Consider the following 14,725-nt stretch of genomic DNA (forward strand, 5'->3'; position numbering starts at 1 on the left):
TCTGCAACCCATTTTGCCTTTGGATTTTTCATTTTATATTCAAATGCTAAAAAGTGAGAAGCAGGCCATAATGCTCGGCTATAAATTTTATGGTATGCACCATTTTTTCTTTCTATCAATTTAATTTCCTTAAGAGATTTTTTAATAAAGTCTTTCATTGATTTCCATTGTTTAAAACTACTAGCAGATGATATTTCCATTCGATTATTAATAAAACCATCCACCATTGCATTTTGTCGATAATCGGTTTCCCTTACCTTCGACATATTATTATAAATTACGTCTACCACTTCATTATTTTCGATAATACGCTTAGCCATTACAGTTCCACTTGTATCAACATAAGGTGGAAAACAATAAGAAATAATTAAAGAACGCGTCTCTCCATTGTAGAGCTTAAAATAAGGAAAATAGACGAAACTGTGTTTATTTACTTCTTCAATTACTTTTTCTCTCAATTCATTGCTATTGTTTATATATCTGTCTATAAATCCGTATTGTGCGTGTATTTTTCCTTTAATGAATTGTTGGATCGTGGGACTATTCGTTTCTCCTAGTAAAACATCAAGATGCTTCATGACTTCCAAACGTTCTTTTACATTAAACTCAAATGAATTTTTACGTCTTGAAACTGAGTTATCTCTTAAAACTCGATAATAAATTGCCTGCTCTTCTAATGGAACAATCTTTAAATGAAAATGATGCAAAGCAAATAATTTAGTAAAAAACACAACATCTTCTCCACTTTTTAAACCGAGTTCGTAACGTTGGGTTTTTACTTTCTTTGTTGGTATTAATTTACAAGCATTCATTGTTAAAACACTATTTAAATCAGTGTAAGTATAAATTTTAGTATCTAACGCTTTTTTAATTTGAGAGTTAACAGGATTATTAGGATTATTATTACCTTCTAGATCGACGTCCACAACTTGTGAAATGACAACAGATTCTTCATCAGCATGATTGAATAGTTTTTCAAGAAAGTTAGGTGAAATATAATCATCGTCATCCAAGAATGTAATGTATTTTTTTGATGCTTGTTGAATTCCCATATTTCTTGCAGCTGAAACACTAGCTTCTTCTGAATGAAGAATGTTGAAATGATTAATATCATGTTCCTTAATGAAATTCATCAATATCTCTTCGGTTAGATCTTTTTCTCCATTAATAATAAAAATCACTTCAAAATATTTTGGTGACAAAGTTTGATTTTTTAATGATTCAATACATTTTTTTATCACGTTTTCACCTTTGTATGTCGGGATGATTACGCTAATACCGTTTATTAATTTTTTAAAATGATATTTTGAAAATATTAAGTCTTCCGGGATTTCCTTATTCATTCGTTGGTAAATTTCGATCTTTATTCTTTCAATTTCTTCTAATCTTTGCTGAATTTCAAACTTGTTCAAAACTTACTCACCAACCTTATCTTTCTAAAAAGCCATCTTTTAGCTTTCCAATAAAACTGAATTAATCTGCCTAGCTTTGAGTGCATTACTTTTCGGTAACGTTCTTCCATTATTTGAATTTCATTTTCTAACTTTTCAATATACTTTATATTTTTATAATGCAGCTCTAACGCTGTTTCTTCATTAGTTAATAAGGTTAAGAACTGTTCATAAAACTGAGACTCTATGTCCAAATTATTTAAATTAGATTTAAACTTGTTTAATTTTATAAACCAATAAGGTATTTCTAATTCATTCTCAGTTGTTTCTGCATTTAATGAGTGAGTCCTTGGATCGATTGTCATCTTGATGAGTCCTTCCTAATAGCTTGAATACTTTATAATATGCCCTAAATAAGTAGTTTTTTTTCATGAAATGATGAATTAGAAATTTCTTAAGATAAAAAAAAGACAATCACCTTATCGGTAAATTGTCTTATGAAACATTTACTATTTTGAAATTAGAATTGGATTTGATTATCCCTTTTAAATTTGCGAGTTACATCTTCATATACTCCTGAACCAAACAACACACCTATTAAAATTAAAATAAATCCGACTACTTGAGTTAAAACAATTTTTTCACCTAAAAATAATACCGCACCAATAAGTGAGAAGAATGGATTTAGATTTAAAAATATAGCCGCCTCTGTTGTGCCAACCTTACCAAGAGCAAAATTATATAGCATATGCCCCATAGCTGTTGCAACAACTGCTGATGCAAAAAATACCGCCCAAATTCCTACTGAATGATGCACCATACTAGCCATTCCACCTGGTTCAAGTATTTGGCTTATTCCGAATAAAATAATCGAACCCATAACTAGCATATATCCAGTCATTAATCTTGGATCTAATGTTTTCGAAACTTTTTTTATTAAAACAAAACTAGATGCTTGAGCTAGGATTGCTAAAAACACATAAAAATCTCCATGCGAAACGCCATGAAAACCTCCACCGCTCTGGAAAACAATAAAAGCAACACCTGCAAAGCCAAATAAAACGCCTAAAATTCTAACAAAATTCATTACACTACCTAAAAAGAAAACCGACAATAAGGCTGTTAAAAGCGGCCCCATTCCGAGAATTAGACCCCCGTTTGATGCTGAGGTTTGGGATAGACCGATTGATAAAAAATAATGATGTGCAACTACATTCAATAGCATCGCAAAAAATACATACCCAAACTCTCTCTTAGTAAGCAAACGAACTTTTTTTATTAAAAATAAAATAATAAAAACACTTACTCCAGCAGTGAAAACACGGATAGCTGTCATCGTAACTGGCATAAAGTTCTCTACTAGAACTTTTGTTGCAATTACATTAAATCCCCATACCACCATAATACAAAATAAAATGATATAAATTTGTTGCTTCTTCAACTTCCCCACTTCTTTCTACTGGCCTAAATATAAAAAGAGGGAAAGTTCCCCTCTTAAATTAATTTTAGAAAACTTTTAATTTACTTTTTCTAATATAGTAAATTTTTAAGATTTATTCAAAGTGTATGCTCAGATTCACTAAAAATATGTTCCTCGTTTTACTTAAAAATAAAATACTACCCTAGAAAGAGGTAGTATTTGTACTATAAGGAATATAATCAAGTACCACAGAAAGTTTGATAAGGACGATCCGGATCAGGAGGTAGTGTACAATAATTTATCAGTTCTTTCGATTCAATAAAGGGATTAGAAAGTGCTTTAAGTAATTTCTCCATCACGCTATAATCTCCGTTCTTTACCGCTGCTTCTAAAGCTTCTTCTACGCGATGATTTCTTGGGATTACGGTCGGATTGTTGTCACGCATTAATTGGAGAGATGCTTCTTTTGATTCTGTTTGTCTACTTAATCTCTCCTGCCACTGCTTCTCCCACTGTTTAAATTCAGATGATGTAAAAAATGGGTGCTCATCTTGATTACCATATGATAATGCTCTAAACGTATTCGTATAGTCTGCTTTATACTTTTCCATGATTTCAAGTAATTCATCAATTAATGACTTATCCTGTTCTTCTTCATTAAATATTCCTAATTTTCTCCTCATGCCTGCAATCCAATTATCTACATAAATAATAGGGTATTCTGAAATTGCATTCTGTGCTATTTCTAAGGCTTTTTCCTGATCATCATGCAATAAAGGTAATAATGTTTCAGCAAATCGGGCAAGATTCCAGCCAGCCATTTTTGGTTGATTTCCATACGCATAACGACCGCGGAGATCAATTGAGCTAAAGACAGTTGCTGGATCATACGCATCCATGAATGCACACGGACCATAGTCGATTGTTTCGCCACTAATTGTCATATTGTCAGTATTCATTACACCATGTATAAAACCAACTAATTGCCATTTGATAATTAAAGAAGCTTGGCGCTTAATGACCTCTTGGAGTAGTGAAAGATATCGATTTGGATCATTTGGTTCAATTTCCGGATAATGCCTTTGGATTGTATAATCAGCAAGCTCTTGAAGTTCATTCACACTACCCCATCTTGAAACATACTGAAATGTACCAACACGAATATGACTAGCAGCAATTCGTGTCATAACTGCCCCAGGTAATCGAGTTTCACGCTGGATTTGTTCACCTGTCGTTACAACAGCAAGACTTCGTGTAGTTGGTATCTTTAGTGCATGCATCGCCTCACTAATAATGTATTCGCGAAGCATCGGGCCAAGTGCTGCACGACCATCTCCACCTCTTGAATAAGGTGTTCTACCTGAACCTTTAAGTTGTACATCAAATCGCTCGTTTTTTGGAGTGATCTGTTCACCGAGTAATAATGCTCTTCCATCCCCTAGCATATTAAAGTGTGCAAACTGATGCCCTGCATATGCTTGGGCAAGTGGCAATCCACCTTCTGGCACTTGATTCCCAGCAAAAACATTTACACTTTCTTCGCTTTGAAGCGATTGAACATCAAGACCAAGTGATAAGGCCACTGGTTTATTTAGAACAACCAATTTCGGTGAACTTACCGGATTTAAGTCTTGAGTAGCAAAAAAGAATTCCGGTAATTTTGAATAACTATTATCAAAATTCCATCCTGCATCATTTTTTACATTTTCCTGAGTCATCTTATCACCCTTTTCCACTTTTTTCTTTTTTATTATTTACTCTCTACATATAACAAAAAAACCATAGATTTACTATGATTTTGTTTTCACAATCCATTCTTCAGGTTAGTGTCTACTCCACAACTTTAATATATTCTAAAATTGAATGAAAAAGGCATAACTTCATTTAGCTCATATAACAAAAATAACGGCTACTCAACAGCAGCCGTTTATCGTATCTTTCCCGGTTAAAAAGTACGATTCAATTTCCTCGAAATTTTAAAATTCTTGTTTTTCAACAATTTCTCTGTCTTGGACACTGCTTGTTGTATTTACGATAAGTTTATTATAAACCATATCACAAAGCTTGATCGCACAATAGCCAAGCAATCCTCCAGAGGTATTTAGTATTAGATCATCCACATCAAAAATCCCTAGAGAAAAAACAACCTGTAAGCTTTCTATGCATAAACTAAAACTCAAAGTACTAATGAATACGCCTATGAAAGACATTCCTCTATTTTTAGACAAAAGTACAAGAAACATTCCAAATGGGATAAATGCTATGATATTCCCAATCAAATTACTAAAATCAGGCCATGATGATAGACTCTGAATATTAATGAATATAGTTTTAAATGGGATAAGATTTCCCGTTTTCAATTCGTTTATGAGATTAACAGGATTCCCGAGATTAGTCTGAAGTTGATACAAAAGAAAGGACAGATCTCTCCAGCGGAACTTAAAAAGAATGACTCTAATTAATGCATACATATAAAAGACAAATAGTGCTGAAACAAAAATTTTGTTCATTAATTTTATTATTTTCATTCCGCTAAGCTAACCTCCTTAAGATTAGCATGTGTCGAGCTATTAAATACCGTCACAATCACACCATCTATATTGTTGCCTGATATTTCATAACGAAGATTGGTAGGCACATGAAAGGTCGTATTTTTAGTAACAGGGTAATAAGATATTTCGTATTTTTGGCCATTTATAGTAGTAGAAATAGACTTTTGTTTTTTTAAGAAATCCAAATACTCTTCTAAAGAAAAATTCTTTTCCTCCATAATCACACTATGTGGCAATCCAACATAGCGAATATGCCAAGGTTCATACTGAATGCCTGTAATTGCCGTTTTATCCTTTGGATAGCGTATGATAAAGCCATATTTCCAAGCATTTTTTTCTAGCCACTTTCCTTCAGGTGCCTCATTCATTTTCATTTTGGTAGATCCTACATCAAGTGATAAACCCAAATTATGTTCACTACGGCCTGCAGGCAAGGCATAGTCTGATCCCATTTCTTGATAAAGTGCATTTTGCTCATCAAAGTCACGAAAGCCACTATTAATTGTAAAATGACGAACTCCTTCTTTTCTAGCAGCAACAATCATCTTCGAAAATTTACGGGCAACATCCTCTGACAATTCAATTTTCGTATCTAGTAATTCGTATCCCTTTATCAATTCCTTGTGAGTGAATAAGTTTACAACATCTGATTTTATACTTTCCTTGTGAACAGGATATTTTTTGTTTATTAAGAGTAAGTTTCCTTGATAGACCTGTTCTTTTGTAATACTTTTCGTTTGGAAACTTTCTGAAATCTCACCATTATCTAATTTTGCATTGTTAATTTTTTTATATGTTTGAATCTCTACTTTCTCTTGAAGCGACGTTTCTTTATTAACGAATGTAAAAATCAGGCAAATTACTAAAGCAACTAAAAATCCCCACTTCTTCATTTTCACGTTCCTCCTAATACTGATTAATTCTAGAATAGGAAAAACTTTTTAAATAAAAAGTGGGGTAAACTTTAAATTTTTCTTAAATTCTTTATTAAACTTTTAGACTTGGTCAACTGAGATACTTTCCTGCGGTAATCGGACTTCAAATACAGTTCGGATTATACTACTTTCGGCCGTAATTGTTCCATTATGTTGCTCCACAATATTCTTAGCAATGAATAAACCAAGACCTGTGCTATCTTCTTGATGAGTTCGTGCTTTGTCACCGGTATAAAACATATCAAAAAGATATGGAAGTTCCTCCGGAGGAATACAATCTCCATAATTAATAACCTGAACAATCACTTCTTGTCCATCAACAAACCCGTTAATATCTACGAACTGACCATCATATCCATATCGATTTGCATTGGTTAAAAGATTTTCAAACACTCGAGCTAACATCTCTCCATCTCCCAAAATAGGTAAATTGGGCTGAAGATTCATTCGAGCAATCAAATTATTTTTCTCGAAAACAGGGTACAATTCTTCTTTTAGTTGAAATAGTAGATCACTTAAATTAATTTGCCTTTTTTCAAGAGGTAACATGCCATAGTTCATTCTAGTTATTTCGAATAATTCATCAATCAGTTTTTCTAAACGCTGAGATTTTGTAAAGGCAATCGTTAAAAAATGTTTGATTTGTTCCTTAGTTAGCTTCTCATCCTTAAGCATTAAATCTAAATAACCTAACACAGAAGTTAGCGGAGTACGCAAATCATGTGCCAAATTTACAACTAATTGTTCTTTACTGTTTTCTGAAAAATCTCCTCTTTGTACTGCCTCTTCTAATTTTTCACTTGCTAGATTAATTGCTTGAGCAATATCTTCGAACTCATCATTTGACTGGATCGAAACCGGATGTTGAAAGTTGCCACGTGCAAGATTATGAATCCCGTTTGATATTTCATTAAAATAAGTAGAATAGGGCTTAGTGAGTAAATAGAAAAACAATATCGAAAGTGGGATAAATAGAAATAGAAAGAAGTTAACGTCTCCAATACTCTGCATGAATCGACGAAGCTGGGCCAAGGGATCACCATAACGAACCATCGTGTGATAATAAAGCTGTAATCCTTTAAAAATAATGTAAGTTATCATACCAGCCAGAGTCATACTTAAAGCAAATAATACGATGATTTTGGAGCGAAAACTGCGTATTATTTTATCCATTAAATGAATACCCCACTCCCCAAACCGTTTTGATTAACTTATTTTTTCGCTTATCTTCTCCGAGTTTTTTCCGCAAGGTGCGAATATGTACCATTACTGTATTACCACCTTCAAAGTATGCATCACCCCAAACCTGCTGAAAAATATTTTCTACACTAAAAACTTTCTTTGGATGACTAGCTAATAAATACAAAATATCAAACTCTTTCGGTGTTAGCTCGATGTTTTCACCATAATGCAAAACTGTCCGGTGATCAGGGGAAATCATTATTTCACCAAATTCCAAGAGAACTTTATGATCATCTACTTTTGGTTGGTTCAACTTCATAAAGCGTCGCAATTGGGCATTCACACGTGCAACCAATTCAATGGGGGTAAATGGTTTCGTTATATAATCGTCTGCTCCAATAACCAGTCCTTGTACTTTATCGAAATCAGATGTTTTAGCACTCAAAAATATTATTGGCATATTATGCCGCTCGCGAATGAGCCGAGTTACTTCATATCCATCCATTTTCGGCATCATAATATCCAATATCAACAAATCAATTGACCCGGTCTCGACTACACGAACAGCCTCCTGTCCATCCGAAACTTTAATAACTTGATACCCTTCTTTTTCTAAATGTAAGGCTATCAGATCAGCAATCTCCTGTTCATCATCCGCTATTAAAATAGATATAGGTTTCATCAAATTTCCCTCCTATTTATCGTTACATTCAGTGGATGATTATCCAATTAAATATCCTAACGATGTTCTCCCAAAAACTCGAATTAGCAATTGCGAGTTACAGCTAGCTTTAGTTGTCCAATAAACTTTAAGCTCTATATTATTTTCTATTATTTCCTCTTATTCTTCAAGAATATGGCCCATTTTGGAATAAGGCTTACTTTTTCAAAATTCTTTAAGACATAAAAAAATACCCCTTTAGATCTTCACATCTAAAGAGGTTTTTCTTCACTTTTTTATATTCCACACTTCAACTGAACTTGGCAATTATCACATGTATTACAACCACCATGTTCAACTACAGTACCAGCGAGGCAGATTGGACAAGTGTCTCCGTTTTCTACACCTACGTTACCTGTTTTAACTTGAGCAGTTTCATCAGTATCGTTAGTCGTTGCCTCTTTACTATTTTCAACTGTTTCTAGTTCTATATTTGTAAAATCATTTTCTTCATTTGTTAGCGATAGTACTTGGGCATCACGTGAACCGTCTACATAAACAGTCCCGCCTTTTGCTCCACCTTTGTGTAATCTTTCATACACTTTTGCTACTTGTTCAACACAATAACCTTTAGGAGCATTAACTGTTTTACTAATTGAAGAATCAATCCATCTTTGGATAATACATTGAACATCAGCATGCGCCTCTGGAGAAAGGTCCATTGTTCCAACAAATTGTTCAGGAAGATGTTCAATCATCTCATAAACATTTTCTTCAGTTACTTCATATCCATTTGCTTCTAACCATTCTAGTGCGATATCAGCTACAACTGGAATGAATTTACCTAAACGTCCTGAACGGAAGTAAACGAAGTTAAAATAAGGCTCAAGTCCAGTGCTGACATTCATCATCGTTCCAGTACTTCCTGTAGGAGCAATTGTTAATAAGTGCGAATTACGAATACCACTTTCTAAAACAGCTTCACGTATTTCTTCAGGCATTTTTTTCATATATCCCGAGTTAATAAAACGTTCGCGTCCATCTTCAAAAGTCGATAAGAATGGGAATTCTCCCTTTTCTTCTGCTAATTCAATTGAAGTTTTATAAGCAGTAGTTGCAATTACTTCAAAAATTTGATCAACCAGTTTGTTGCCAGCATCCGATCCATATACTAGGCCACAACGAATTAGTAAATCATGTAACCCCATCACACCTAAGCCGATACGACGTTCACCTTTTGCTTGTTTCGTATTCTCTTCTAGGAAATACGGCGTTGCATCGATTACGTTATCTTGCATTCTCGTTCCGATTTGAACAGTTCGCTTTAACTTTTCCCAGTTAACTTTACCATTTTCCGTCATTTCGGCTAAGTTAACAGCTGCTAAATTACAAACAGAGAATGGAGCAAGTGGTTGCTCTCCACAAGGGTTTGTTGCAACTACTTTTTGACCATAAGATACAGCGTTTGTCATTTTGTTTGCATTATCTAAGAAGAAGATTCCTGGTTCAGCAGAATAAGTTGCACAAACATTGATTAAATCCCAAAGTTCTTTTGCTTTAATTGTGTGGTACGTTCGTACACCATATCCACGTGCAGCCCATTCACGTACATCTCCACATTCCTGCCATTCTTGATCATAAATTAAACGCATTTCATCGTCATAGTTTTCTAAATCAGGGAATTGAAGCTTGTATTCTCCATCATTTTCAACTGCTTCCATAAAATCATCAGTTAAACAAACAGATATATTTGCACCTGTTAAAAACTCAGGGTTGTGAACTGAATACTTACCACCGTCATTAAGCAGTTCTTTTGCCTGATCTATTTCAGGTGTATTTAATTTCCCTTCAATTGTTGCAATATGAATTAAAGCTTCATATGCTGCTTTTTCTGTTGCACTAATTGGTTCGAATTTTAATTTACGCTCTACTTCTTCACGAATTAATTTCGATTTTGTAGTTTGCGCAATATAGCGTAAAACCTTTGGATTTTGGTTCTTTGATACGATGAACTCTACAATATCAGGATGGTTGACGTTCATCATAATCATTTGCGCACCACGTCTTGAACCACCTTGAATAACTAAATTTGTTAATTCAGATAAATCATGTAACCAAGAAACTGATCCACTTGAGCGTCCATTCACACTATAAACAATTGCATCGCGAGGACGTAAAGTTGATCCGTTTGTTCCAACGCCACCACCACGTGACATAATTTCCATTACCTTCTTACGGTGTTCACCAATCCCATCACGAGAATCGTGAATATGAGGCATTACATAACAGTTAAAGAAAGTTGTTGAAGCTCCTGTACCGGCACCAGCCAAAACACGTCCCGCTGGTACAAAAGTTTTGTTAGCTAAAATTTCATAAAACATCTCTTTTACTTCGGAGAATTTTTCTGGAGTTTCTGCAGATGCAAGCCCACGTGCAACACGGTCTGCAATTTGTTCGTAGAAGATTTCAAGTGGTTTGTCTACTTTATTAAATGCAACTGTAATGATTGCTCCGTCTTCAAACTGAGTATCTAATTGAACAGTTACTTCTTCCTGACTATTGTCAATAGCAATTACTTCACCATAACCACGACGAGGAAACTTTGGATCATCCTTATATGTTAGTACAACTAGGTCACCTACACCTAAAGTAACAAGCTTAATATCTTTAAATGCGTATCGATCTAACATAACCGTTCTAGATACACCTTTAAATGTTGTTTTATGCATCTTTGGATTAATAGGTGTAATCATTGGAAAATGCATTATGTCTTGATTTAATTTCTGTATATTCGCAGGTAATTCAGCATCAATTATTGTATTTATCATCACCTGTTCCTCCTCGCAAAAGATTATATCGATTTTACCATATATCGATATATAGGTGTTTTCTTTCTTCACAACACCCATATGTAGTATTTATCCCGTCTCAACAAGATATAAATATACCGACTTAAGAAGTAAAAGTCAATGTAAACGACTGAAATAAACTTATTTAAATTTGCACTAATTCCCACAAATTCCATTGACAAATATACTTTTAACTAAGTAATGCTTAATAACCACTTTGAATATTACGGATTAATCAGTATCCTTCAGTAGAAAGTTTATAATTGTATTTTTTAAATAAAGCTTGATAATTCCTCCAATAAATAGTGTACAATTTATAGATATTAAAGAATGGAGAAATCACATGGTAACTTGTAATGAAACGAGAGTCGTTAGAACAAATTTAGTTCTACCTAATGATGTAAATAGTCATAACACTTTATTTGGTGGAAAACTAATGAATGACTTAGATATTATCGGAAGTATTTCAGCAATGAAATTCTGTCGATCTTCAATTGTAACTGCTTCTACTGATTCAGTAGATTTTCTTCACCCAATCACGATGAAAGATTCCGTGGCATTCGAAAGTTATGTTACTTGGACAGGCACTTCATCATTTGAAGTTTTCGTGAAAGTAACTGCAGAAAATTTAAAAACTGGAGAAGAGAGAATCGCTGCAACTGCTTTTTTAACTTTTGTAGCATTGGACGAGGAAGGTAAATTAATTAAAGTTCCACAAATTGTTCCCGAGACTGAGGAAGAAAAATTCTTATATGAAGGCGGAGAAGAACGCGCTAAAATCCGTAAAAATAGAAGACTTAAAAGTAAGGAATTAGCAGACTTCTTTTACAAAAAATAGAAAATGGGACGACAATTGTCGTTCCCATTTTAGTTTATAGACAAAGTACATTAAATTTGAAATTATACTGTCATTTTCCAACTAGATAACGCTAACCAACTTTCTCTTTCCTTATACTCTGGAATAATTTTACCTACAAGTCGCCAAAAGGACCTGTCGTGATTCATATGGACCATATGGCACATTTCATGGACAACTACATAGTCAATCACCTTTTGAGGTGCCATTGCTAGTTTCCAATTAAATGTTAATTGCCTTTTTGAATCACAAGTCCCCCAGTTTGTTTTACTATCAGAAATACGAATTGATGATGGCTTTACTTTAAAATTACTTTGATACCTCTGAATACTCTTTTCAACTATTGCTTTAATTTGTTGGTAATAAAACCTTTTAAGTGCCTGTTTTATTCGTTCATCCTCTAGTTGTTTTACAATAATATTTAGCCTATTACCTTCAAAAACTACCTGATCTTGCTGAATACTTTCATCGTATGAAATTTGTATAGGATATGAATTCCCTAAATAAAGAAATGTCTCACCGAATTCATAAGTCCGTTCTTTTGGACCACGAAGTCGCTCCTTCATTTCATTTGATTTTTGTAGAATCAACTCCCAATTAGCCTCTAAAACTTCAATGACACTTTTATCAGGTGTATTTTTAGGAGCTTGAACTTCAACATTTCCATAAGCATCTATAAAAATACCGATCGAATTCCGCTTTTTATACTTTATATTAAAACTAATCGTTTCGTTTAAATATGTATGTATCATTTTTTTATCACCTATCGTTAACCTTCTAATCCAGAATCTTTACAATTATATAATATACTACAGTAGAAGTTTTGATTTTTAAATAGTAAAAACAACACTCTAATAAAAGAGTGTTGCCTTCAATTTTCCAATCTGCTTACTCACTTTGAATTTACAATTGAATACCATCAGTTGAAATTGTTTCAAACCGAGTATGATTTAGAAGATCTAAGTTCCGTTCAATATTTTTGGATTCGCGAAAACGAATTGCCCATAAACCAGCCTTCAGCATCCAACTACTTGGACGTGCCACCAAGTTACCAATCGATGCAACCTCATGATCATGCACTTTAATTATCCCTTCCCACTCACCAACATTCGCTCCAGCAAGCTTTTTCGCAAAATCCCATGCATAATTTCGAGACTTCTCTAGGCTGAAGTTTATTATTGCCGTAGAGGCTTTTGGATCAACGTGGTCTAAAAAACCTATCCATGGTGAAATTCGATCCATGTCATCCCTTACCTCATCCACAAGCGATGCCAAAATACTATTTATTTTCATAAAGTCATTGTAAAGAGATAAAATATCAGAGTCTTGACATACCTTTGCAGCAGCTACTCCTAGATCCAAATTAATATGAGCATTAATGCCAAGCAATAAATGCTGTAACAAAATAGATTTACGGTTTTCAGCTTGACGAAACGCTAATTGCCAACTGATACTCAAAGGTTCTCCATTCAAATAGTTTTTAAGTGCTTTTAAATAGAAATTTGCAAAATTTACATCCAGACTTTCCATTCTTGCTCCGTCTTCGAACTGATTATTTAAAATTCCATCTTTTACTTTAATCGTTACCAATCGATATAAAGCGGCAAAATAGCCTAGTTTGCTTTTTGTTTTATTACTCATTGAAATAATGTCATCTAACTGTTTAATTACATCATCGATTGTACTTGCATTTCCTATATACTTTGAAATACTTTTCATTACTCACTCTCCTAACTTTTGTGACAAGTGCGTTGTATTAAATTTGTTCATCAATATGCGATTAGTGTTGAAAAGATACTTTTAATAGTGGGTATCTATTTTGATTCAGTGTGTCTTTTGAGAATTCCTTCGTTTTAGAGAACACTTTTGTAAAATTGGCTTTAATAACTGTGAATTGCTTGGAGGGGGTGAAAAAATTGAGATAAAAAAAGAGCAACTCATCAAGAATTGCTCTTTTTGATTTATTTTTGACCAATATTTTGTAACCATCTATCAATTGCTTTTATTGAGTAATATGTTTTACCTTCAATTTTAATTATAGGTAAAGGATTTTTGCTATTTTTATATAGATTTATAAATGAAGTTAGTTCACTTTCCGTAAGACCTAAATACATTTGTAAATCTATTTCATTTATTAATTGCGAATTACGAGTTAAATCTTTATTATTCATTTCAATTTGTTGATTTCTTGTAATACTATCCAATGAATTAGAAATTAATCTTGCACTGATTAAAAAACAAATACTAAAAAAAATAATGGAGATAACTAATAACCTGTTCTTGTATTTCAATAACATTCTCCTTAATTAAAATTTACCTTTTGAGTTTATAAATATTAATAATGTTTGTCGGCAGATTTGTAGATAAAGTTTTTAATAACCACCAACCAATTAAACCTCCTATTGTATTTAGAATTAAATCACTTGTATCGAATACTCTACTCGGATAACCAGTTACTAATGAAATACATAATTGGGTAATTTCAATTAATAAACTTGATAAAAAAACTATTAAAATTACATTTTTAAATAAATAATTAGACTTATATAAACCGATAAAAACACCTAATGGCACAAACATAATTATATTTCCAATAACCTGGATCCATAGTCCTCTTGATAGAGAAATGACAATACTATGAATTGGTAAAAGTTCGATATATTGACTTAGTAAATATATATTAAATGGTTGTTTATCACCTAAAAAAATATGAAATGGAAATATCGCTACTTTAACTATTCCAGCTATATATATAAGAAGACCGAAACTAACTATATATTCAATAAACTTTTTTTTATTTTTGTGCTTAATAAAATTAAAAGTTATATAGACGATAAATAGAACTATAACAATTTTCAGTATTAGAAATAGATTAAAAT

At 33.0% G+C, this 14,725-nt stretch carries 14 protein-coding genes; 1 reads left to right on the forward strand and 13 read right to left on the reverse strand.

From position 1 onward, the window contains the following. From CN514_RS03815 to CN514_RS03855, 9 genes are all read right to left on the reverse strand, one after another. Nucleotides 1–1,412, reverse strand: a 1,412-nt coding sequence (locus CN514_RS03815; protein ID WP_141529295.1) for a glycosyltransferase family 2 protein, incomplete at its 3' end; no start/stop codon positions are given. Then, nucleotides 1,409–1,756 (reverse strand): hypothetical protein, encoded by a 348-nt coding sequence (locus CN514_RS03820; RefSeq protein ID WP_098231458.1) that lies wholly within the window; start codon nucleotides 1,754–1,756, stop codon nucleotides 1,409–1,411. The genes CN514_RS03815 and CN514_RS03820, both read right to left, overlap by 4 nt. 155 nt (nucleotides 1,757–1,911) lie before the next feature. Then, on the reverse strand, nucleotides 1,912–2,832 hold the full coding sequence (locus CN514_RS03825; RefSeq protein WP_097978226.1) for a DMT family transporter: 921 nt from the start codon (nucleotides 2,830–2,832) through the stop codon (nucleotides 1,912–1,914). Between the two features lie 218 nt (nucleotides 2,833–3,050). After that, entirely contained in the window at nucleotides 3,051–4,529 is a 1,479-nt protein-coding gene (locus CN514_RS03830) for a protein adenylyltransferase SelO (protein WP_098231459.1), read from the reverse strand. A gap of 258 nt (nucleotides 4,530–4,787) precedes the next feature. Further along, nucleotides 4,788–5,339 (reverse strand): VanZ family protein, encoded by a 552-nt coding sequence (locus CN514_RS03835; protein ID WP_098231460.1) that lies wholly within the window; start codon nucleotides 5,337–5,339, stop codon nucleotides 4,788–4,790. Continuing rightward, a complete protein-coding gene (vanY, locus tag CN514_RS03840) occupies nucleotides 5,336–6,256 on the reverse strand; it encodes a VanY-A/VanY-F/VanY-M family D-Ala-D-Ala carboxypeptidase (RefSeq protein ID WP_098231461.1) in 921 nt (306 codons plus the stop codon). Before vanY ends, CN514_RS03835 begins: the two co-directional genes overlap by 4 nt. 102 nt (nucleotides 6,257–6,358) lie before the next feature. Further along, nucleotides 6,359–7,471: a HAMP domain-containing sensor histidine kinase gene (locus CN514_RS03845; RefSeq protein WP_098231462.1), complete on the reverse strand. Its 1,113-nt coding sequence runs from the start codon at nucleotides 7,469–7,471 to the stop codon at nucleotides 6,359–6,361. After that, the gene (gene vanR, locus CN514_RS03850) at nucleotides 7,464–8,162 is read right to left on the reverse strand and encodes a vancomycin resistance response regulator transcription factor, VanR-F/VanR-M family (protein ID WP_098231463.1); all 699 of its coding nucleotides are present in this window, start codon (nucleotides 8,160–8,162) and stop codon (nucleotides 7,464–7,466) included. Before vanR ends, CN514_RS03845 begins: the two co-directional genes overlap by 8 nt. 275 nt (nucleotides 8,163–8,437) lie before the next feature. After that, nucleotides 8,438–10,969 (reverse strand): vitamin B12-dependent ribonucleotide reductase, encoded by a 2,532-nt coding sequence (locus tag CN514_RS03855; RefSeq protein WP_098231464.1) that lies wholly within the window; start codon nucleotides 10,967–10,969, stop codon nucleotides 8,438–8,440. Between the two features lie 364 nt (nucleotides 10,970–11,333). Between CN514_RS03855 and CN514_RS03860 the strand changes: the two genes are divergently transcribed. Next, entirely contained in the window at nucleotides 11,334–11,828 is a 495-nt protein-coding gene (locus tag CN514_RS03860) for an acyl-CoA thioesterase (protein WP_098231465.1), read from the forward strand. Between the two features lie 62 nt (nucleotides 11,829–11,890). Here CN514_RS03860 and CN514_RS03865 read toward each other — a convergent pair whose 3' ends face one another. The 4 genes from CN514_RS03865 to CN514_RS03880 all read right to left on the reverse strand — a co-directional run. Continuing rightward, nucleotides 11,891–12,598: a M48 family metallopeptidase gene (locus CN514_RS03865; protein ID WP_098231466.1), complete on the reverse strand. Its 708-nt coding sequence runs from the start codon at nucleotides 12,596–12,598 to the stop codon at nucleotides 11,891–11,893. A gap of 151 nt (nucleotides 12,599–12,749) precedes the next feature. Beyond that, complete coding sequence (locus CN514_RS03870; protein WP_098231467.1) at nucleotides 12,750–13,565, reverse strand: DUF5995 family protein; 816 nt, start codon at nucleotides 13,563–13,565, stop codon at nucleotides 12,750–12,752. 242 nt (nucleotides 13,566–13,807) lie between these two features. Next, nucleotides 13,808–14,137: a hypothetical protein gene (locus CN514_RS03875; protein ID WP_098231468.1), complete on the reverse strand. Its 330-nt coding sequence runs from the start codon at nucleotides 14,135–14,137 to the stop codon at nucleotides 13,808–13,810. A 22-nt stretch (nucleotides 14,138–14,159) separates the two neighbouring features. Beyond that, nucleotides 14,160–14,725: VanZ family protein (locus CN514_RS03880; protein WP_141529296.1), on the reverse strand; the 566-nt coding region annotated here is incomplete at its 5' end.

Source organism: Bacillus sp. AFS001701 (assembly GCF_002559405.1).
Taxonomy (GTDB): Bacteria; Bacillota; Bacilli; order Bacillales; family Bacillaceae_G; genus Gottfriedia.